At 46.0% G+C, this 20,479-nt stretch carries 17 protein-coding genes; 12 read left to right on the top strand and 5 right to left on the bottom strand.

Annotated features, from left to right (window positions below; translation table 11 throughout):
• Positions 1-22 precede the first annotated feature (22 nt).
• Positions 23-991 (bottom strand): carbamate kinase, encoded by a 969-nt coding sequence (locus L990_RS05555; protein ID WP_047446313.1) that lies wholly within the window; start codon positions 989-991, stop codon positions 23-25.
• 618 nt (positions 992-1,609) lie between these two features.
• Here L990_RS05555 and L990_RS05550 point away from each other — a divergent pair.
• Positions 1,610-4,114, top strand: coding sequence for an FtsK/SpoIIIE family DNA translocase (locus tag L990_RS05550; RefSeq protein ID WP_047446311.1), 2,505 nt, complete (start codon positions 1,610-1,612; stop codon positions 4,112-4,114).
• 42 nt (positions 4,115-4,156) lie between these two features.
• The gene (locus tag L990_RS05545) at positions 4,157-4,804 is read left to right on the top strand and encodes a LolA family protein (protein WP_081981606.1); all 648 of its coding nucleotides are present in this window, start codon (positions 4,157-4,159) and stop codon (positions 4,802-4,804) included.
• A gap of 40 nt (positions 4,805-4,844) precedes the next feature.
• Here the strand turns inward: L990_RS05545 and L990_RS05540 are convergent, their stop codons facing one another.
• Positions 4,845-6,917 carry an HD family phosphohydrolase gene (locus L990_RS05540; RefSeq protein ID WP_047446384.1) on the bottom strand — a complete coding sequence of 691 codons (2,073 nt, stop codon included), beginning with the start codon at positions 6,915-6,917 and terminating at the stop codon, positions 4,845-4,847.
• Positions 6,918-7,050: 133 nt separating this feature from the next.
• Here L990_RS05540 and L990_RS05535 point away from each other — a divergent pair, with 133 nt between their 5' ends.
• The 4 genes from L990_RS05535 to L990_RS19120 all read left to right on the top strand — a co-directional run bounded on the left by L990_RS05535 (position 7,051) and on the right by L990_RS19120 (position 11,825).
• A complete protein-coding gene (locus L990_RS05535; RefSeq protein WP_047446308.1) occupies positions 7,051-7,836 on the top strand; it encodes a C40 family peptidase in 786 nt (261 codons plus the stop codon).
• Between the two features lies 1 nt (position 7,837).
• A complete protein-coding gene (locus L990_RS05530; protein WP_047446306.1) occupies positions 7,838-8,275 on the top strand; it encodes an NUDIX domain-containing protein in 438 nt (145 codons plus the stop codon).
• A gap of 276 nt (positions 8,276-8,551) precedes the next feature.
• Complete coding sequence (locus L990_RS05525) at positions 8,552-11,014, top strand: AMP-binding protein (protein ID WP_047446382.1); 2,463 nt, start codon at positions 8,552-8,554, stop codon at positions 11,012-11,014.
• 43 nt (positions 11,015-11,057) lie between these two features.
• Positions 11,058-11,825, top strand: coding sequence for a hypothetical protein (locus tag L990_RS19120; RefSeq protein ID WP_052180763.1), 768 nt, complete (start codon positions 11,058-11,060; stop codon positions 11,823-11,825).
• A gap of 62 nt (positions 11,826-11,887) precedes the next feature.
• Here L990_RS19120 and L990_RS05515 read toward each other — a convergent pair whose 3' ends face one another.
• Together L990_RS05515 and L990_RS05510 are read right to left on the bottom strand one after the other, a co-directional pair.
• Positions 11,888-12,631: a hypothetical protein gene (locus L990_RS05515; protein ID WP_047446297.1), complete on the bottom strand. Its 744-nt coding sequence runs from the start codon at positions 12,629-12,631 to the stop codon at positions 11,888-11,890.
• Between the two features lie 249 nt (positions 12,632-12,880).
• A complete protein-coding gene (locus tag L990_RS05510; protein ID WP_047446296.1) occupies positions 12,881-14,110 on the bottom strand; it encodes an NAD(P)/FAD-dependent oxidoreductase in 1,230 nt (409 codons plus the stop codon).
• A 234-nt stretch (positions 14,111-14,344) separates the two neighbouring features.
• On the opposite strand from L990_RS05510, the gene L990_RS05500 reads away from it, so the two are divergent.
• From L990_RS05500 to L990_RS05490, 3 genes are all read left to right on the top strand, one after another.
• Entirely contained in the window at positions 14,345-15,502 is a 1,158-nt protein-coding gene (locus tag L990_RS05500) for a transglutaminase domain-containing protein (protein WP_047446294.1), read from the top strand.
• 151 nt (positions 15,503-15,653) lie between these two features.
• Positions 15,654-16,100, top strand: coding sequence for a hypothetical protein (locus L990_RS05495; protein ID WP_156121352.1), 447 nt, complete (start codon positions 15,654-15,656; stop codon positions 16,098-16,100).
• Between the two features lie 77 nt (positions 16,101-16,177).
• Positions 16,178-16,624 carry a hypothetical protein gene (locus tag L990_RS05490; RefSeq protein ID WP_047446292.1) on the top strand — a complete coding sequence of 149 codons (447 nt, stop codon included), beginning with the start codon at positions 16,178-16,180 and terminating at the stop codon, positions 16,622-16,624.
• A 49-nt stretch (positions 16,625-16,673) separates the two neighbouring features.
• On the opposite strand, the gene L990_RS05485 is transcribed toward L990_RS05490, so the two are convergent.
• The gene (locus L990_RS05485) at positions 16,674-17,921 is read right to left on the bottom strand and encodes an aminotransferase class I/II-fold pyridoxal phosphate-dependent enzyme (protein WP_197057242.1); all 1,248 of its coding nucleotides are present in this window, start codon (positions 17,919-17,921) and stop codon (positions 16,674-16,676) included.
• Positions 17,922-18,105: 184 nt separating this feature from the next.
• On the opposite strand from L990_RS05485, the gene L990_RS05480 reads away from it, so the two are divergent.
• The 3 genes from L990_RS05480 to coaBC are packed head-to-tail and all read left to right on the top strand — an operon-like array spanning position 18,106 to position 20,473.
• The gene (locus L990_RS05480) at positions 18,106-18,909 is read left to right on the top strand and encodes an outer membrane protein assembly factor BamD (RefSeq protein ID WP_047446289.1); all 804 of its coding nucleotides are present in this window, start codon (positions 18,106-18,108) and stop codon (positions 18,907-18,909) included.
• 15 nt (positions 18,910-18,924) lie between these two features.
• Positions 18,925-19,254 carry a DNA-directed RNA polymerase subunit omega gene (locus L990_RS05475; RefSeq protein ID WP_047446288.1) on the top strand — a complete coding sequence of 110 codons (330 nt, stop codon included), beginning with the start codon at positions 18,925-18,927 and terminating at the stop codon, positions 19,252-19,254.
• Positions 19,255-19,261: 7 nt separating this feature from the next.
• On the top strand, positions 19,262-20,473 hold the full coding sequence (gene coaBC, locus L990_RS05470; RefSeq protein WP_047446287.1) for a bifunctional phosphopantothenoylcysteine decarboxylase/phosphopantothenate--cysteine ligase CoaBC: 1,212 nt from the start codon (positions 19,262-19,264) through the stop codon (positions 20,471-20,473).
• Positions 20,474-20,479: the final 6 nt, after the last annotated feature.

Here is a 20,479-nt window from a genome sequence, read left to right as displayed (position 1 = left end):
GCGAGATGCAAAAGGCAAAAGGCTAGTAAGTATTGTACTCCATGGTTATTTTAGAGCCGTACTTTTTATCTTCAAGCTTAGTAGCCTCAGTTATTATGCTCTTTTGTCCACCATTTTCGATAAACTTCAACGCAGCACGAATCTTAGGAGCCATGCTACCTTCGCCAAACATACCTTGCTCCAAGTACGTCATCGTATCTGCATGATTCAAAAACTCAGCAATAGCTTGGTTTGGTTGCTTGTAGTTTAGATAAATGTATGGAACATCGGTAAGAATGTAGAATTCGTGCGCCTTAATGTTACCTCCAAGTAAAGAAGATGCCAAATCCTTATCGATTACAGCTTCTGCAGGACGTAATGTTCCATGCTCATCGTAGTAAACGGGAATACCGCCACCGCCTGATGCAATCACAATAAAGCCGCTGTTCGCCATATTCTCAATAACCTTCTCATTCAAAATACCCTTAGGCTCTGGAGAAGGAACAACACGACGCCATCCGCTAATGGTATCCTTTATCTCTTCTTTAAACACCCAACCTTTTGCTTCGGTTAAACGATCTGCCTCCTCCTTAGAGTAAACACGGCCAACTCGTTTTGTAGGCTTCGAGAAAGCTGGATCATTTATATCTACCAAAACAGGCGTAATTAGCGTTACGATCTCACGTTCGATCTCGTACTTTTTAAGAACATTTCTCAATGCCCTTTCAATAATATATCCAATTGATCCCTGTGTATCTGCCACACATACATCAATTGGCATTTGAGGAAGGCTGTACACTTGCTCACCTGCATCATTCTGCAAAAGCATATTCCCCACTTGAGGCCCATTACCATGGCTAATTACCAAGTTATACCCTTGCCGTAAAAGGAAAACAATGTTTTCGAGAGTGTCTGTAGCATTTTGCTCCTGCTCCTCGATTGTTCCCTTTTGGTTGCCACGTAAAAGCGCATTACCTCCAAGAGCAATAACGGCCAATTTCTTTTCGCTCATAAACCAGTTTATAGTCGTTATAATAGGTCGTTAAAAACGAGTGGTGCGCCCGTCACGAGCGCACCTTATGGGTTGGAGACCTACATCATCCGCCCAATGCAAAATTATATGTTTTTAATACACTTAAACAAAATAAATACTGTTTCTTAACATATATCCACTTAACAAAATAATCATAAAGATTCGAATGAATAATTATATTACGGCCGTCAAATGGCTTAAAAGCGCATTAACGACAACTCCTTCCGCTCACAATCAACATTTCGCAACAGTTAATACCAAATACCACTTTTATACCCTTAATGAGTAAGGGTGGCAAAACAAAAAGGCCGATACTTCCAAAAGTAATCGGCCATACAATTCAAAAAATATTATAGAGGCAGTATTAATCTCATAAAAATACAGCGAGCTTCTTACAGGTTGAATCTTACAACTGCATTCCCAAAGATATGATATTTTTATTCAAATGCAAACTTATGTTAATCCATTTTCAACAAAAAAGGAATCAACTGAACGAAAGTGCGCTCATCAACTTATTTTTTTAATACATGTTTTGCCGTATGAAAGCATTTTTATAACTTACTTTGTAATTCATAACTTAAGGAACAGCACCCCACAATGGCCACAAAAGAAAAACCGAGCAAAAAAGAGAGCTCTAAAAAAGATAAAACAAGCACTGATAATCATAAAGATGGACGATACGCCTTCATTATAGGAATATTCATCCTTTTTTTTGCATTATACCTACTACTGGCTATCGTTTCGTACTTTTTTACATGGAAAAGCGACCAAAGCTTCGTTTGGCAAGCTGTTTTTTCGAGTAGCAAAATATCTGTCGAAAACTGGACTGGAAAAGTCGGTGCCTTTTTATCCAACGCAATGGTTAATAAGGGCTATGGCATATCTGCTATTGGTTTTCCTTTTGTTCTAATTATCGTAGGACTGCGCATTCTTAAATTTCGTCCAGTCCCCTTACGAAAAGGAATCCAAAATATCGTTTTGGGAATATTCCTTTCATCGGCAATCTTAGGTTTCGCTTTTGGCGAGTCTAACGGAATGCTTGGAAGCGGCCTTGGAGGTCAGCACGGATTTTTCATAAGCGAATGGCTCTCTTCCTTTATTGGATCTTTTGGAACATTTTGTCTTCTTGTATTTCTCACCATCATCTACGCGATTTCCATCAATAAGAATACGGTTTTCTACCTAAATAAGCTGATGGCATCAGCTGCCGATGGCATCAAAGGCAAGCCGTCAACAACTCCCCCAACAGAATCGTTTGATGATGTTGCAACCAACGAAACAGTAGAAACAGAAAAAGAGAGCATTCCCGAACAGAAAGATCCTGTCAAACCTATTTTGAGAGCTGCAGAAACATCTCCCAAGGCTCCTGTATTCACCATCGTCCACGAAGAAGATGATGAACAAGAGCTCACCAAAGAAGAGCCTATCGAAGTTACGAACAATTCCACGACTATAGAGCCAACACCCGCTACAGTTGCACCTCCTTTTATTCCAGAACCTTTAGAGCCAATTGTACTTGATGATAGCAAAATCAAGTTTTTAGTTGAGCAAACCTCTGAAGAAAAAGAAGCGACAGAAGATGTCATTAACAGCGAGCTTTACGACCCCACACTAGAGCTGTCGAACTATCAACGCCCTCCAATCGAACTTTTGGAGGATTACAAGTCTAACCATAGGGTTACCGAAGAGGAGCTGATGGCCAATAAAGAAAAAATTGTCAATACGCTCGCTAACTTCAAAATTCAAATAGAAAGTATAAAGGCCACTACGGGGCCTACTGTTACATTATATGAGATCGTTCCTGCGCCAGGAATCAAGATTTCAAAAATTCAAAACCTTGAAAACGATATCGCGCTAAGCCTTGCCGCGTTAGGCATTCGTATAATTGCTCCGATACCTGGCAAAGGAACCATTGGTATTGAAGTGCCAAACCAAAAACCGGATGTGGTGTCGATGCTCTCGATCATTAAGTCGGCTAAGTTCCAAGAATCGAAATTCGATCTGCCTGTTGGATTAGGCAAAACCATCTCGAACGAAATTTTTGTTTTTGATTTAGCCAAGATGCCACACTTACTTGTTGCAGGGGCTACTGGACAAGGTAAATCGGTTGGATTAAATGCGATACTAACCTCTCTTTTATACAAGAAACATCCATCAGAATTAAAATTGGTGATGGTAGATCCCAAGAAAGTGGAGCTTACCTTGTACTCAAAAATCGAGCGCCACTTTCTTGCAAAGCTACCCGACTCCGACGATGCCATTATTACAGACAACCAAAAGGTAATATATACGCTCAACTCGCTGTGCATCGAAATGGACACGCGTTATGAATTACTAAAGAAAGCGCAAGTTCGCAATATTAAGGAGTACAACGAAAAGTTCATCTCTCGAAGATTGAATCCAAACAATGGTCACCGCTTTTTACCATATATAGTGGTCGTAATTGATGAGTTTGCGGATCTTATCATGACAGCCGGACGCGAGGTGGAAACACCAATAGCTCGTTTAGCACAGCTTGCTCGTGCAATTGGGATACATCTCGTTATTGCAACGCAGCGTCCAACTACCAATATCATTACAGGTGTCATCAAAGCCAACTTTCCCGCACGTGTGGCGTTCCGAGTTACTTCAATGATCGATTCGCGCACAATACTTGACCAACCAGGGGCAAACCAACTTATTGGACGTGGAGATATGCTTATTTCTACGGGTAGCGATCTGGTACGCGTCCAGTGCGCATTTGTTGATACACCTGAAGTTGAACGTATAACCGATTTCATAGGAAACCAAAGAGCCTATCCAACGGCATTCCTGTTGCCCGAATACGTTCCTGAAGGACAAGGAGAAGCTGCAGCATCCGTAGATATGAATAAGCTAGATTCTCTATTTGAGGAAGCGGCACGCCTCGTTGTTATGCACCAGCAAGGCTCGACATCGCTTATCCAGCGAAAGTTTGCCATTGGCTACAACAGAGCGGGACGTATTATGGATCAGCTAGAGGCTGCTGGTATTGTAGGCCCATTTGAAGGAAGTAAAGCTCGCCAAGTTCTAATTACCGATGAGGTTAGTCTAGAATTTGTCTTCAATGGGCTCAAAATCTAATTAAACCAAGATAAAGACAGCATTGCCAAACGTAATATTAAAATGATGAAAAGACTTTTAGTGATTGCTTTAGCCTTCTTTTTAGGCTCAATAGCATACGCCCAAGATCCTAAAGCGAAAGACATTCTCGACGATCTATCTGCAAAAACAAAATCGTACAGCAGCATTACAGCCGACCTTACCATCAATCTGGATAACAGAAAAGATAAGGTAAAGGACACTCAACAAGGCAAGCTAATCCTTAAAGGTAGCATGTTTAAAATTGTGATGAAGGCGAGCGATATATACAGCAACGGAAGAGTTAAGTGGACTTACCTTAAAGAATCAAATGAGGTTAATGTTCAAAACGTGAATCCGAATGATCCGAATGTCATGAATAACCCTTCGAAGCTATTCAACGCCTACCTGACTGATTTTAAATACACCTACAAGGGATTAAAAAAAGATGGTGGAGTACAGACACATCAAATAGACTTATATCCCAAAGATCTAAAAGCTGCGTACTCAATGGTTCGTCTATTTATTGATACCAACACCAATCTTCCAAAATCCGTTATATACTCGGGTAAAGATGGTGTTAGCTACACTATTAGATTTAACAAAATAACAGCGAACCAACCTGTTTCAAATTCTGAATTTGTCTTCAACGAAAAAGCGCATCCAGGTGTCGAGGTTATTGATATGAGATAAAAATAAAAAGCAGAGACTTCTCTGCTTTTTTTATGATCTTCTACTTAGGATACTCAACTCTAGAATGGTAAATATTTAACAGCTTCCTTTTGAACGTTTCTTTCACTACGGTAAGCTCATTTAAACTTATATCTGCCTTATCCAGCTGCCCATCATCAACTTTCATCTTCACAATATCCTCCACCAACTTGCCAATTGTTTCTGGACTATAAATTTTTAAACTCCTCGATGCAGCCTCAACCCCGTCGGCAAGCATAAGAATTGCCTCCTCTTTTGATGTTGGCCGAGGACCTCCATAGGTAAAACGCTCATCAATATCTTGCTCCTTAGCATGCTCTAGATACATCCTATAAAAGAAGTTTACCTTAGTCGTTCCATGGTGCGTTTTTATAAAGTTCACCACCTTTGGATGAATTCTATGCTTTCGGGCAATCTGAATCCCCTCGGTAACGTGACGAATAATTATCATTGCACTCTCGTCGGGTTCTAAATTGCGGTGAGGATTAAAGCTGGAGGTTTGGTTTTCGGTGAAATAGCCCGGGTTAACCATCTTACCAATGTCGTGGTAAAGAGCACCTGCTCGAATCAAGAGCGGGTTACCACCAACCTCGTTAGCCGCCGCCTCTGCCAAGTTGGACACCTGCAAGCAGTGCTGAAATGTCCCAGGAGCCTTCTCCGAAAGTTCCCGAAGCAAAGGCTGGTTGGTATCGGTAAGTTCCCTCAACGATGCATCAGAAAGAAAACCAAAGCCACGCTCTAACAGGTAGGCAAACTGGTAGGCCACCAATACAAGTAAGGCATTTGCGGCTAACCATAGCACATTCCATAGCACCTGCGAATCGAAAGCCGTATCCTTTATTAAACCAAGTGCAAAGTAGGCTATAATGTAGGTTAGAAAAATAACCAACACCGAAACAAAAATACGCCCTACCCAACGGTCTATATTTTTCATGGTGAATATGGCCACAACTCCCGGGAAGTAATTCATCAGCACAAACTCGAAGCTATTAGGAGCTATAAATGCGCTGATAAGAACTATTATATTATAGGAAAAGAATGCAACCCGCGAATCGTAAAAGGTTCGAATAAACATTGGAGCGATCACCAACGGAGCAATTAAAATGTTTACTCCAGGCAACTTCACCACCCATGCAACCAGCGCAACCATCCCGACAATCATTAACAGGATAAAAACGGTCGCCCGGTAGCTCATCAGCACCTCTCGGCGATAGCCATACAAGAAAAGGAAAAGCAAGCTAAGGGCTCCTCCAACGATCAGCAGCTGCCCTATAAAAAGAAAGTAGATATTCTTTGAGTAGGAAAACCTATTTTCTGTCTCCTTTTTAAGAGATTCCAGCACCTTAAACGTTGCCTCATTAACGACCTCTCCCTTCGATATAATCTTCTGCCCCTCGCCTATCATTCCGTTAGACGTGGAGATGTTATTTATCAAATCGCGCTGATGCTGTGCCGTTGCCTTCTTATCATACTCGAGGTTTGGCTTTATAAATGCATCCAAATCGATAGATCCCGCAAAATTTTTTGCCCGACTTAGGTTTGAATCAAAAAACTTTAGTGCGAGCTGAGATATTACGTAAGAGTTGGCGGTGCTTACCGTAAAAACCTCAGCCGTTGGCGTCAATTCGGCATTTCCCTCCTTTAATACCATAACTTTGCCATAGTGCTTCGTGTTTACCATGGCAAACTCCGACTCCGACATAACCCCTTTCGAATATATCGAGCGCAAAAGCGACTCCAGATACTCAACAACAAAGGCATAAGTCTCGTCTGATATCTTCATAACCTCTGGGCGCTTTTGTGCCATTAGGCTATTCATGGAAAGAGCACCAGACCGCATAGACAACCTAAACATGGGCGTAGTGCGCGCCTGCAAATCTGACCTTTCGGCAAACAGCTCCGCATCCGACTTATAAATAGGAAAATCGAACGTAGCGTATAAATCGTCGTGCAACCAGGGTGCACCAATGCGATACTCCATTTTAAACTTAGGAGTCTTGGGAAGTATTAGGACGATTGCCGCCGAAGCCAATGCAAATAGTAAAATTAGCATGGGCAACTTCCGACGATACAGGTTTATGGTAGTTATCTTCATTACTCTTTATTCGGAAAAGCAAAGTTACCACGACATGAATCATAACAAAATAAAAAATAACGCATAAGCATCTTTTTTTTAGGTTTTTTTATAAATTTATAAACAAGAAATAAACCAAACAAAACAAGTCGCCATGAAATACGGAGTTTCTTCAATATCAGTCATCCCCATGCGCCACGAGCCATCGGAAAGAAGTGAGATGGTTTCGCAACTACTACTTGGAGAATGCCTTACCATCCTAGAAGAACAAGGCAGCTGGTCGTATGTTGAAAATGCCTACGATGGCTATAAAGGTTGGATAGACAGCAAAACGTATACCCCTGTCTCTAAAAAATACTTTGACGAGTTCGTAGAGCACTCCGGATACGAAACCTGTCCTGGAATTTGTCATGCTTACGACACCACCAGAGGAGATCATATCCTAATACCAACAGGAGCCAACCTCAACTACTACAACGACGAAACCAAGGAGTTTGAGATAGCAGACAAGCGCTACAAAATTACCAGCTTCATTGATGTAGTAAACTTCCGCAAGAGTACCGAGATTGTAGACATGGCAGTTGCCCTGCTAAACACGCCTTACGTATGGGGAGGAAGATCGGCATTTGGAATAGACTGCTCTGGATTAACCCAGCTGCTCTATAAAATTGCTGGCGTTAAGCTCCCACGCGATGCTAGCGAGCAGGTACAAGAAGGCACTCCCGTCAACTTTGTTTCGGAAGCAAAGCCTGGCGATCTCGCCTTCTTCGACAACGAAGAGGGAAACATCATCCACGTTGGAATACTTGATGGCGCAGGGAACATTATCCATGCCAGCGGAAAGGTTCGCAAGGATACCTTCGACCAGCAGGGCATATTTAACAACCGCCTAGGAAAATACACGCACAACCTCAGAGTTATTAAACGAATAGTAGAATAGCATGCCTTACAACTACTCCTACCCACGAATGCAAGTCACCGTTGATGCGGCGATTGTTAGAACCATTGACGATTCGGACGAGATACTGCTTATAGAACGCAAGCACGCCCCCTTCGAAGGGTGCTGGGCTCTGCCTGGCGGCTTTGTGGATATGGACGAAACTCTGGCAGATGCTGCAAAGCGCGAGCTCTACGAGGAAACAGGCGTAGTGGTGGACACCCTAACCCAACTCAGAACCTACGATGCCATCAATAGAGACCCAAGGGATAGAACCATATCCACCGTTTTTGTTGGCTTTGCATCAGAAGAAACCCGCATAAAGGCAGGAGACGACGCTTCGTCGGCAGACTGGTTTACCTTTGACGCTCTACCCCCGTTAGCCTTCGACCATGCGCTAATTTTAAAGCACGTAAAAGAATTTATCGACAACAACCGATAAAAAGAGAGGGCATCTTCGGGTGCCCTTTTCTGCTTATATATAGCGAGAACTGCCAAGCATTAAATTTAAATATATGCGGCACATTACCACTTAACAAGGTTAAAACCTTATTCCATCGAAAAAAACTACCCCAAAAACGTTTACATTTGCGAGTTGTATCCCTGTAAGAAGGCAACTTTAACTAGGGGCTACACCATGCCTGTTAGCAACACGACACTGCCAAGTCTAAACAAAAAAACAGCAAGCGCGGGCATACTTATAAATAATGATGGAACTATGTTTTTAAAAACTGGAGATTCTACGGCTATTATAGAGAGAGGAAAGTTTATCTCCTATAACGAGATGCACAAACGTGTAAAGACCTTCTCTTCTCTTTACGAACCCAACAGCAATGGAAAGGTTGCCATATATGCCGAAAACCGTTCGGGATGGATGTACGCCTTCTACTCTGCTTGGTATAACAAGCACACTGTAGTTCCTATAGACTTTATGGCAATCCCCTCGGAGGTGGCCTATATTATAAACGACTGCCAACCTGAGGTAATATTTTGCAGCAGCCAGAAGCTGGAGGCCATGAAGGAGGCCCTACAAGGAGTAGTAACCTACCAGCCTAGGCTAATTCTTATAGATGATTACGAGCAGGCGCCCATCACCAACGAACCTGTAGAAATGGTGATTGCCCCAGAGATGGAAAAAACGGCACTCATCATCTACACCTCAGGAACAACAGGAAGCCCTAAGGGGGTAATGCTATCGTATGCCAACATTATGGCCAACATTAGCGCCGTTACCACCGAAATCAGCATACTTAAGCCTACCGATACCACGCTAGTACTACTTCCGCTACACCATATCTTCCCCCTACTGGGCTCGATGGTCGTATCGTGCTACACCGGAGCGCGCATGGCCATATCCCCATCGATGTTATCGGAGGATATCATCAAAACGATGCAGGATAACAAGGTGTCGACCATAATGGGAGTGCCTCGCCTGTACGCAGCTATCCGTAGGGGAATTATGGATAAGATAAACAAGAGCGTTGTAGCCAAGCTGCTATACCGATTGGCCGCTAAGGTAAACTCGTACAAGTTTTCGAGAATCGTATTCGCTACCGTGCACAAGAAGTTTGGAGGAAACATCAGCTTCTTGATATGTGGAGGAGCCGCACTCGATCCTGCCGTAGGACGCGACTTCCAAATTCTCGGATTTGAGATACTAGAAGGCTACGGAATGACCGAAGCCGCCCCAATGATCTGCTTCACCCGTCCGGGAAGAATCGTTGTTGGCTCGGCAGGTGCACCACTAGACTGCTGTCAGGTAGATTTTGTAGACGATGAGATCATCGTTAAGGGACCAAACGTGATGAAGGGGTACTACAACCGTCCAGAGGAGACTGCCGAAGTTATAAAAGATGGCTGGCTCTACACCGGCGACTTGGGCTACCTCGACAAGACTGGCTACATCCACATAACCGGACGCCGCAAGGAGATCATCGTCCTATCCAACGGAAAAAACATCAACCCCTCGATTATAGAGGCCGAAATAGAGGAGATGTCGCCTGTAATTAAGGAAATCGGCATCTACCAGAGCAACGACCAGCTAAAGGCAATCATTGTAGCCGACAAGCTAAAGTGCAAGGAGCTTGGCGTTACCAATGTAGAGGAGGCCATCCGCTGGGAAATCATCGACAAGTACAACAAGCAGTCGTCGTCGTACAAGAAAATAATGAGCTTTACCCTTATAGAGGGCGAGCTACCCCGTACCCGTTTGGCCAAGATCCAACGCTTTAAGCTCGAAGAGCTGGAGCAGGTGAAGGAAGACCCCAAGGGGCAGCAACCTGAGATTAAGTTTAAGGAATACGTGTGGCTAAAGGAGTACCTAGAGCGCGAAAAGATGCTCCCCTTGCATCCTAGCGACCACCTTGAGCTAGACCTTGGCCTCGACTCGCTAGACAAGGTAAGCCTTCAGATGTTTATCCAAACCACCTTTGGGCTTAAGATGGAGCTGGCCGAAATCTTGCAGTACGGCAGCGTACTCAAGCTGGCCGAGCACATCCGCGAGAAGAAAAAGACGATGAAGCTCTCGCACATCAACTGGGGCGAAATCCTCCGCGAGAAGTCGAAGTTTAAGATGCCCAGCACCTGGTTTACCGGCAGCCTCATCATCAAGGTATTTAAGATGCTCTTCCACCTTTACTTCCGACTAAAAGGGAAAGGTATCGAGAACGTGCCCACCGGGCCCTGCATTATAGCCCCCAACCACCAGAGCTACCTCGACGCCATGTTTGTGGCCGCGTACCTCTCGTTTGGGCAAATCCGCAAAACCTTCTTCTACGCTAAGGCAAAGCATGTAAACAACAAGATGCTGCGCTTCCTGGCCAACAAGAACAACATAATTGTGGTGGATATCGACCAAGACCTGAAGGAGTCGATACAGAAGATGGGCGAAGCGCTAAAGACAAACAACAACATCATGATATTCCCCGAAGGAACCCGTACCAAGAACGGAAACCTGGGCGATTTCAAGAAAACCTTTGCCATCCTTAGCTGCGAGCTGAATATCCCCATCGTGCCCGTGTCGATAAAGGGAGCCTACGAGGCGCTACCCCGCGGCAGCCGCTTCCCCAAGCCCGGCACCAAGGTAGAAGTCGACTTCCTGCCTCCGATATACCCCGAGGGCGAGACATACGACTCGCTTGCCACCAAGGTACAGAACGAAATAGAGCTATTCCAGCGATAGCCTACCAGCATACAACGTCAAAGGAGCACCATACGGGGCTCCTTTGACGCTTTATAGAGGATCGGTTGCCCACTCCGCCTCGGCTAAGCGCCGCTACGAGGCCGCAACGGCCAACTTGGTCGCCGACACAACGAGCTACCACAACAACACAACGAACTACCACAACAACACAACGAGCTACCACAGCGACACAACGAACTACCACAGCGACAGAACGAACTACCACAACAACACAACGAGCTACCACAACAACACAACGAGCTACCACAGCAACACAACGAGCTACCACAGCAACACAACGAACTACCACTGCAACACAACGAGCTACCACAACGACATAACGAACTACCACAACAACATAACGAGCTACCACAACGACAAATCAAACTACCACAGCAACACAACGAGTTACCACAGCGACACAACGAACTACCACAACAACACAACGAGCTACCACAGCGACATAACGAACTACCACAGCAACACAACAAACTACCACAGCGACACAACGAACTACCACAGCAACACAACGAACTACCAGAGCGACATAACGAACTACCACAACAACACAACAAACTACCACAACAACACAACGAGCTACCACAGCGACACAACGAACTACCACAACGACAGAACGAACTACCAGAGCGACACAACGAACTACCAGAGCGACACAACGAGCTACCACCACAATAATGGCCATTCTGGAGGCACAGCATCCTTACCGGGCGCTACGGTAGCCAAAGCAGCCGCATCAGCCCGAAAAACAGCGCCTACCACCATAAAAAATGCCCGGGCAGGCACCGCCTAGGCATCGGACATGAGCGTGTAGCAAAACGAAAGGCGACCTTGCAGCCGCCTTTCTCTTCTAGCTTATGAATGCAACCTACGCAGGCGCCTAAATAAGATGCTCGATACGCGTTTCATCTCAACGCTCGACACACCAAAGGCGCCTCTAAGATATTTTTTAATCTCCATGAAAAGCTGATGTAGCGACTCGTCGCCATCGTAAAACAGGTCGTCGCGGCGAATACGGGCCGACTGGAGCACGGCGGCAGCCTCGATGCACCGATCGTTGGCGGCCGTGAGGCTATCGGCAAATCCCCTAACAGCCTCCTTGGTTAGGTTGGGCTCGTTGACCTTGTAGAGCGGGCAAGCCTCGATGTGCGAAACCAGCTGGGCGAAGTTGCTGGTCCGATCCTCGAAGCCCAGCTGCGAGTGCGAGCGTAACCTGGCCCTATCGGCATCGGCAGCCTCGGATAAGCTCTGCTTTGCGCCGTAGCGGGCGCCCCTTAGCCTGCGAAGAATCATTCGTGCGTTTTCGACAGCGCGCTCGTCGGGCGAGCAGATGCTGTACATGCTTACCACCTGCGAGGCGTAGGGGTAGAGCTTGCCAAATAGGTTGATGCGCTCGTCGATGGCCTCGGAGTAGGCAACCTCGAGCTGCAGCACCTCGGATGTTGCACGCTGCGCCCGCTCGTAGGTGGCGTCGAGGCTGGATATGGAAAGCCGAGGGCTAGCAGGGTTGTAACGGCTACCAAACTCTTTAACAGCGGCAAGCAGCGTCGCAAAGGCGGCGAGGTTGCTGGCGTTAAGGGTATTGCTTACTGCTGGCATAGCTGTTAGCATTTATTGGTTATAGAGAATTTGAGGATGCCTTACCCGGCAAGCGCTGAGGCTGCTCGACTTTTACAGGTTAAACACAACGATGCTTGGGTAGCACACTTTTACAAAATTAGCGTTATTTATGAATATTCCTATTTCATATCAATAAAATATGGGCCGATAAAAAATACAGGTAGAAAAAAATTGGGAAGATGGGCCCGCGATAGCAAAATCTGCAGCGGGCCTACGAAAGGAGACGCCCTACCGAGCGGCTTCGACCTTTTTGGAGATGGCCTTACCCGCCACGTAGCCCGTAGAGAAGGCCGCCTGGATGTTGTAGCCGCCCGTATCGCCATCGATATCGAGCACCTCGCCAGCAAAGTAAAGGTTGGGGCAGCGCTTAGACTCCATTGTTTTGGAGGATACCTCGTCGAGAGCAACTCCGCCAGCGGTAGCCATAGCCACCTTAAATCCACCTAGGCGATCTATCTGAAAGGGGAACTCGCACAGCAGCTCGATGAGCAGGTTGCGCTTTGCAGCCACCACGTTGGAGAGGCACTCTGCCGCATCGACGTTGCACCTATCGAGCAGGGCGCGCATAAGGCTCTTGGGCAGGTCGTAATCGCGAAGGAACGTTTGGACGGTTTGCCGGCCTTGGGTAGCAGCGCCGTCGATAAAGGATCGGCGAAAGGCATCGACGGGTTTACCCACAAAGTTGATGCGCAGGGTATCGCCGGGGAGCATGTGGCGCGAGAAGTCGATAATCCCCGGTCCGCTAATCCCCTTATGCGTAAAACCGATATCGCCAGAATGCTCGGCCACCTTCTTGGCGCCACGGTACAGGTAAACGGGAACCGCATCCAACGAAACCCCGGCCAGCTCGGCAAACGGGTAATCCTTCACAAACACGGGGGTAAGCGCGGGGCGTGGCTCGACCACGGTGTGGCCCAGCTGCTGGGCGAGCAGGTATCCGTCGCCCGTAGAGCCCGTGGTTGGGTACGAGCGCCCGCCCGTGGCCACCACCAGGTGCTTGGCGCCAAACGTTTCGCCGTTAGCGGCCACCACAAACTGCTCCTCTACCCTATCTACCCGAACCACCTGCTGGTTGCTGCGAATTTCGACGCCACGAGCTCGGCACTCGTCGAGCAAAACGCGCAGCACGTCGCGCGATTTTTCGGTGTGCGGGAATACCTTGCCGTTCTTATCTACAATGGTGGCCAGCCCGCGATCGGTAAAAAACTGCACCATGTCGGTGTTGGTAAACTCGCGCAGGGCCTTTTTGAGGAACTTGCCGTGATCGCCATAGTGGTGGATAAAATCGCCGATATCGCCATTATGCGTTATGTTGCAACGGCCAGTGCCGGCAATAAGAAGCTTCTTGCCCAGCGAGTCGTTGCGCTCGAGTATAAGCGTAGGGCCAGCCGACGCAAAGATGGCGGCAGCCATTCCCGCAGGACCACCACCAATAACTATTGTAGAGTAGGATTTCAAGATTCCAAGTATTGTGGGGCAAAGGTAAGCCAATAATTGGTACATCGCCCCCTCGGCATGGCGGTAAAAAGGGCGGCGATCGATATCGGGATGGAGAGCTAAAAATCGAACTAAAAATGGAGGCAACACTGCGGGGCTATCAATTTTTTAAGTATTCTTGCACGCAATTCGAAAACGAGGCGAAGGCTGCGGCCCCTCGTTGCTAGCAACATAAAGGAATAAACTAAAACGGGAATGATAAAAAGACAACTACTACTCGCGGTAGCTATACTTGCAGGCATCGGGGTAAAGGCGCAAAGCTTCGAAAATGCCGATAAGGTAGCCTCTAAGATACCCAGCAGCGCCACCAAATCGGTAGAGACGCTCGCAAACTACATATCGGACAAGCTCTCGACACCAGAAGAGCAGCTGCGTGCGGCCTACGTGTGGATCAGCAAAAACATTGGCTACGAAAAGGGTGGTGTTGCCGATTTCATTTCGGACTACGACGCCGACTCGGCAGCAAACGTGGTTATCAAAAAGAAGAAGGCCGTATGCAGCGGCTACGCCGAGCTCTTCAGCAAGACGTGCCGAAAGCTCGGATTTGAGGCCTTTACCGTTACTGGCTACACCATGCTAAACGGCGAGGTAGACGACGCGGGGCATGCCTGGAACGCCGTAAAAACAGCCGAAGGCAAATGGTACCTCTTTGACCCCATGTGGGGAGCTGGAATGCTTTCTAAAGGGAAGTTTAACAAGAAGGCTACCACCACCTACTGCCTGGTAGAGCCTGCCCTATTTCTAAACACACACATGCCCTTCGACCCCGTTTGGCAGCTGGTAAGCCACCCCATTAAGGCTGAGGCATTCCTTAAGTCGGAAGAGCCTGCCACCAAAGGCGTAATATGCAGCTACAACGACACCATAAAGAGGGAAGATCCGCTACTCCGCTCGGAGCAGCTAACGGCGCTTTGCCGCCGCCTTAAGTGGGCTGGCGACGTAAACAAATGCACCAGCGCCATGATCGAAAACGTAAACCAGCAGCTGCCGCTACTAAAGAAGAGGGAAAAAAATGCGCTGGAATACCGTAATGTCACCCAGTTTAACGGCGTTGCAGACAAGGTAAACAAGGCTATAGAGTTCCACACGAAGTTTACCAGCCTTAAAAAGAACTTTAGATCGAAGGGCGTTACCGCCTTCCAGATGAAGGCCATGATGGACAGCTGCAGCGCCAACATAGCCGCCGCTAGGCAGCTGCTTGTGAACCTAAACTTTGAGAAGGAAGATCAGCAAAAACAAAAGCTAGGGTTAGAAAAGACGGTAAACGACCTCCAAAAACAGGTAGAGGTACAGAACGCCTTTCTGAAAAAGCAGAAAGAGTTTGCCACCAAAAAGAGAAAAGGGAAGAAATAACTACCAAGCCTCGCAAATGCGGGGCTTTTTTATGCAACAAATTTTAAGAATGACTCGTTTTAGAGATTGTAATGCCGGCCGCTAATCCCAACAAAGGAGTATGGCCATAGCAATACACCATACATAAACATAACAAAGAAATCTAGCCATAATGACTACTAAACATTACTCCAAATTTTTGTTCATTTTGATGGTGCTCGTAGCCTCCAGCGCGTTGGCACAAAACACCGACACCACCAAGCGTTCGGAGACGCTAAAGCTGGTTCAACCCGAAAAAAAGCTGCTGCCGAGTATTCAGTATTCGCCATACTTCTATGCGCCAAAAGTGCTAAACTACAAGCTTAAGTACTACTCCATTGCCAATAGCAGCATTAGCGAGCACGTAAAAAAGAGCAAAAGCACCGACAATGCGATGAGGCTAATACAGCTTACCCTCGAAAACGATAAAAAGATTGCCAAACAAAACGAGATACTAAGCATCATAAATGTGGCAGGCGTACTAGGAGGCGTAGTATATCAGGCAGCCCATGGGGAGTCGATGAGCAAGGATGCACAAAAGGCCAGAGAAGCCAAAGCAAGCCCTCCGACCAGACGCTAATTTTGGTCTGAAATTTGATACAACAACTCCAAAATAGTGTCAAATAAGACTACATCAACAACCCAACAATCGGCATTATGAGCTACTCAAAACATTTTCGGAGATTACTAGGCCTTGGGCTTATTCTCCTAGCTTTTGGAGCGGCAGCCCAGCGCTCTGACTCAACGACGGTGGAGCCTACTGCAATACCCAACATTCAAAAGAAGGCACTTCCTAGTTTGGGCTTTATCCCCTACTACTTTGCCCCAAAACCGTTAAACATCAACCTTAAGCAGTACACGCTGCTAAGCAGCACGTCGGCTGCCATTCAGAAAAACAACAGCACCGACAACGCCATGAAGTCGATCTACAACTCGCTACAGAACGACAAGAAGATGGCCGAGTCGTACAAGGCGTACAGCTATTTTGCCGCGGCAGCCATCGTTGGAGGGATGACCTACCAAATAGTAAACTCGAAGCGCCTTGCTAAAGAAGCACAGCAAAGAAGAGAGGCACGAACGAGCCCTCCACCAAGAAGAAGATAAAACAAAGGGCTGCCCAACGGACAGCCCTTTTATATTTTGAGGAAAAAATCTACTCGGGTTGAACAACCGCCTCGCCCACATACTTACCAGCAGCAAGCTTTTCGCGACAAGCAGCAAATGCGCTAATAGTACGCTCAACATCTGCGCTAGTGTGCACTGCAGTTGGGATAAGACGAAGAAGAATTTGTCCCTTAGGGATAACTGGGTAAACTACGATAGAGCAGAAGATGCCGTAGTTTTCGCGAAGATCCAACACCAAGTTGGTAGCTTCTGGCACCTCTCCGTGCATGTAAACAGGAGTTACAGGAGATTCGGTTACACCTATGTCAAAACCTTGCTTCTTCAATCCAGATTGAAGTTCCCCTACGATTTCCCAAAGCTTATTTTTCAGTTCAGGCTTAGTTTGAAGCAAATCCAAGCGCTTTAATGCACCAAATACCATTGGCATTGGCAGCGATTTAGCGAATATTTGCGAACGAAGGTTGTAGCGAAGGTAGTTTACGATATCGGCATCGCCAGCAACAAAACCACCAATGCCAGCCATCGACTTAGCGAAGGTAGAGAAGTATAGGTCGATTTGGTCTTGAACACCGAAATGCTCGCCAATACCAGCACCTTGCTTACCCATAGTACCAAATCCATGAGCATCGTCAACCAACAAACGGAAGCTGAAGCGTGCTTTTTTCTCTACGATACCAGGGATGTTACCCAAATCGCCAGCCATACCAAACACCCCTTCGGTGATAACAAGAATACCACCACCAGTCTTTAGAACATACTTAGAGGCATGTCCTAGCTGCTTTTCGAGGCTGTCCATATCGTTGTGAGCAAAAACGAAACGCTTTGCAGGCGAAAGGCGCATACCGTCTAGAATACAAGCGTGCGACTCGGAGTCGTAAACAATAACATCGTTACGGCTAGTTAACGAGTCGATGATTGACACCATTCCTTGGTAGCCAAAATTCAAGAGGTAGGCATCTTCCTTTCCTTCGAATTGAGCTAGGCGCTGCTCCAACTCCTCGTGCTTGGTAGTTTGGCCAGACATCATACGGGCACCCATTGGGTATGCCATACCGTAAGCGGCAGCGGCATCCGCATCAGCCTTTCTCACCTCAGGGTGGTTGGCTAATCCGATATAGTTATTCAAGCTCCAGTTAAGGACTGGCTTACCTCTGAATATCATGTGGGGGCCTAGTTCGCCTTCTAGCTTAGGAAATGCGTAGTAACCGTGTCCCTCTTTTTCGTACTTTCCGATAGGACCGCGGTTCTTTTTAATCCTCTCAAATATGTCCACGATATATAAATTTTTAGTTCTACAATATCTTACTAACTTGTCACGTTAAAGAACATGCAAAACTATGTTTTTTTTTGTTGCGACAGTACGCATTGTCTATTAAGATGCATCAAGAACATATGTTAAGACAAAAAAATTCAGAGATTGTCGAAAAAAAATTAATTTTGCCAATTATTTTTAAAATACTATGAACAGAAAGAACGGTATCATATTTGCAGTTTTTGCAATCGCTCTTCTTCTTAGCAGCTGTAGCGGTTTTGATAAGATTCTCAAAAGCAACGACTACGACTATAAGTATAAGAAATCTATAGAGTATATGAATAAGAAGGACTTCTACCGAGCTTCATTGCTTCTGGAGCAAGTCACCACCATATACCAGGGTACTGTTCGCGACGATTCTGTTAACTACTTTGTGGCAAAATGCTACTTCGGGATGGAAGACTACGAGGCTGCAGGAACGCTTTTTGACACCTTCAGAAATAAGTTTCCCCGCAGCGTATTTACCGAAGAGGCCGAATACCTATTTGCCTACAGCTTCTACAAGCAATCACCCCGCGTAACTCTAGATCAAACCTCGACCAGCAACGCCATTGTGCAGATGCAGGAATTCCTTTACAAGTATCCTCGCAGCCCTAAAGCAGATGAGGCTAAGAAAATTATAAAGGATATGAGGGAAAAATTGATGGAGAAGTCGTACCTTAGCTCCAAACTTTACTTCGATATGGGAGGAGAGTACTATAAGTCGGCAATTGTTGCACTAAAGCGCGCAATTAAAGACTACCCAGACTCGAAGCACCACGAAGAGCAGCTCTATATGATCGTAAAAGCCTCTTACGAATACGCCAACAATAGTATTCCAGATAAAAAGAGAGGACGCTTTCAGGAGATGATCGACAACTACTACACTTTGATAGCAGAATATCCTGAGACAAAGTACAAGAAGGAAGTTGAAGATATGCTCAAAGTGGCAAACCAATTTGTAAAGAACTAAACAAAAGTTGTAATAATGGACTACAAAAAAGTAGGCGCAGCCAGCTCGACAATTACCCGTGATTCGCACAAGATTGATGCACCAACAGGCAATCTTTACGAATCTGTATCTATTATTTCGAAGCGAGCTAACCAAATCTCTGCCGAGATGAAGCATGAGCTTAGCCGCAAATTAGAAGAATTTGCCACCTTCACAGATAATCTAGAAGAGGTTTTCGAAAATCGTGAGCAAATCGAAATATCAAGGTACTACGAAAAACTTCCAAAACCAGTACTAATTGCAACTCAAGAGTTTCTTGATGGAAAAGTTTACTTCCGTCAAAGCGGAGAGGGCAACAAACACTAGAAATTAAATGTCTTCTGTTCTTAAAGACAAACACATAATTATCGGGATAACCGGCAGTATAGCAGCCTACAAAGCTGCTATACTTATTAGGTTACTCGTGAAGTCAGGTGCCGAAGTTAAGGTTATCATGACCCCTATGGCCAAGCAGTTTATCACACCGCTAACCATTGCGACACTTGCAAAAAGTCCAATATTGGTAGACTTTTACAATCCTGAAAATGGGGATTGGAATAGCCACGTAGATCTTGGTATGTGGGCCGATCTGTACCTAATAGCACCCGCATCTGCCAATACAATAGGGAAAATGGCCAACGGCATTGCCGACAACCTGCTCCTTACTACCTACCTTTCGGCAAAGTGCCCTGTACTCGTAGCTCCAGCAATGGACTTAGATATGTACGCGCACCCTGCTAACTTGAAAAACCTAGAGACGCTAAAGTCATACGGGAATAGAATTGTAGAACCAGCTTCTGGAGAGCTTGCGAGCGGACTGATTGGCAAAGGAAGAATGGAAGAGCCTGAAAATATTGTAAAGGCCGTCGAGGATTTTTTTTTTCAACCAGCAGAGCTTAGCGGCAAACATTTCCTAGTAACAGCAGGTCCCACCTTCGAACCTATCGACCCGGTACGCTTTATAGGGAACTGGTCGTCGGGGAAAATGGGTTATGCTATAGCCGAAGAATTAGCAAAGCGTGGGGCTAAAGTTTCGCTAGTAAGCGGCCCAACCAACATTTCCAGCACGCATCCCAACATAACAAAAACAGATGTGGTTAGTGCAGAGGAAATGTACCAAAAGTGCATAGACATCTACCCGAATACTCATGGCGCCGTAATGTGCGCTGCCGTTGCCGACTATCGTCCAGATTCGTACTCCAATGTAAAAATTAAACGAAAGAGCAACGATTTATCCATAAACCTGACTCCTAACAAGGATATTGCAGCAGAGCTTGGCAAAATAAAAAAGCAAGAGCAGCTGCTTGTCGGATTTGCTCTGGAAACCAACGACGAGGTACAAAACTCTGCCAAAAAACTTCAAAGCAAAAATCTGGATTTCATCGTTTTAAATTCGCTACGAGACAAAGGAGCAGGATTCAATCACGATACAAATAAAATTTCTATTATATTCAAGGATGGAAAAGCGGAGCATTTTGATCTAAAATCAAAGGCCAATGTAGCCAAAGACATTGTAGACCAAATTGTACGTTCAACAAAATCCTAACCTATA

The sequence above is a fragment of the Alistipes sp. ZOR0009 genome, assembly GCF_000798815.1.
In the GTDB taxonomy this organism is placed as follows: domain Bacteria; phylum Bacteroidota; class Bacteroidia; order Bacteroidales; family ZOR0009; genus Acetobacteroides.
This window is presented reverse-complemented; position numbering and strand designations above follow the sequence as displayed.

Excerpts from the sequence above, each read along its gene's own strand:
- L990_RS05495 (WP_156121352.1), top strand. The coding sequence starts at position 15,654 with ATGACTACTAAACATTACTCCAAATTTTTGTTCATTTTGATGGTGCTC.
- L990_RS05480 (WP_047446289.1), top strand. The coding sequence starts at position 18,106 with ATGAACAGAAAGAACGGTATCATATTTGCAGTTTTTGCAATCGCTCTT.
- L990_RS05550 (WP_047446311.1), top strand. The coding sequence starts at position 1,610 with ATGGCCACAAAAGAAAAACCGAGCAAAAAAGAGAGCTCTAAAAAAGAT.
- L990_RS05490 (WP_047446292.1), top strand. The coding sequence starts at position 16,178 with ATGAGCTACTCAAAACATTTTCGGAGATTACTAGGCCTTGGGCTTATT.
- L990_RS05530 (WP_047446306.1), top strand. The coding sequence starts at position 7,838 with ATGCCTTACAACTACTCCTACCCACGAATGCAAGTCACCGTTGATGCG.
- L990_RS05540 (WP_047446384.1), bottom strand. The coding sequence starts at position 6,917 with ATGAAGATAACTACCATAAACCTGTATCGTCGGAAGTTGCCCATGCTA.
- L990_RS05500 (WP_047446294.1), top strand. The coding sequence starts at position 14,345 with ATGATAAAAAGACAACTACTACTCGCGGTAGCTATACTTGCAGGCATC.
- L990_RS05525 (WP_047446382.1), top strand. The coding sequence starts at position 8,552 with ATGTTTTTAAAAACTGGAGATTCTACGGCTATTATAGAGAGAGGAAAG.
- L990_RS05515 (WP_047446297.1), bottom strand. The coding sequence starts at position 12,631 with ATGCCAGCAGTAAGCAATACCCTTAACGCCAGCAACCTCGCCGCCTTT.
- L990_RS05535 (WP_047446308.1), top strand. The coding sequence starts at position 7,051 with ATGAAATACGGAGTTTCTTCAATATCAGTCATCCCCATGCGCCACGAG.
- coaBC (WP_047446287.1), top strand. The coding sequence starts at position 19,262 with ATGTCTTCTGTTCTTAAAGACAAACACATAATTATCGGGATAACCGGC.
- L990_RS05545 (WP_081981606.1), top strand. The coding sequence starts at position 4,157 with ATGATGAAAAGACTTTTAGTGATTGCTTTAGCCTTCTTTTTAGGCTCA.
- L990_RS05555 (WP_047446313.1), bottom strand. The coding sequence starts at position 991 with ATGAGCGAAAAGAAATTGGCCGTTATTGCTCTTGGAGGTAATGCGCTT.
- L990_RS05475 (WP_047446288.1), top strand. The coding sequence starts at position 18,925 with ATGGACTACAAAAAAGTAGGCGCAGCCAGCTCGACAATTACCCGTGAT.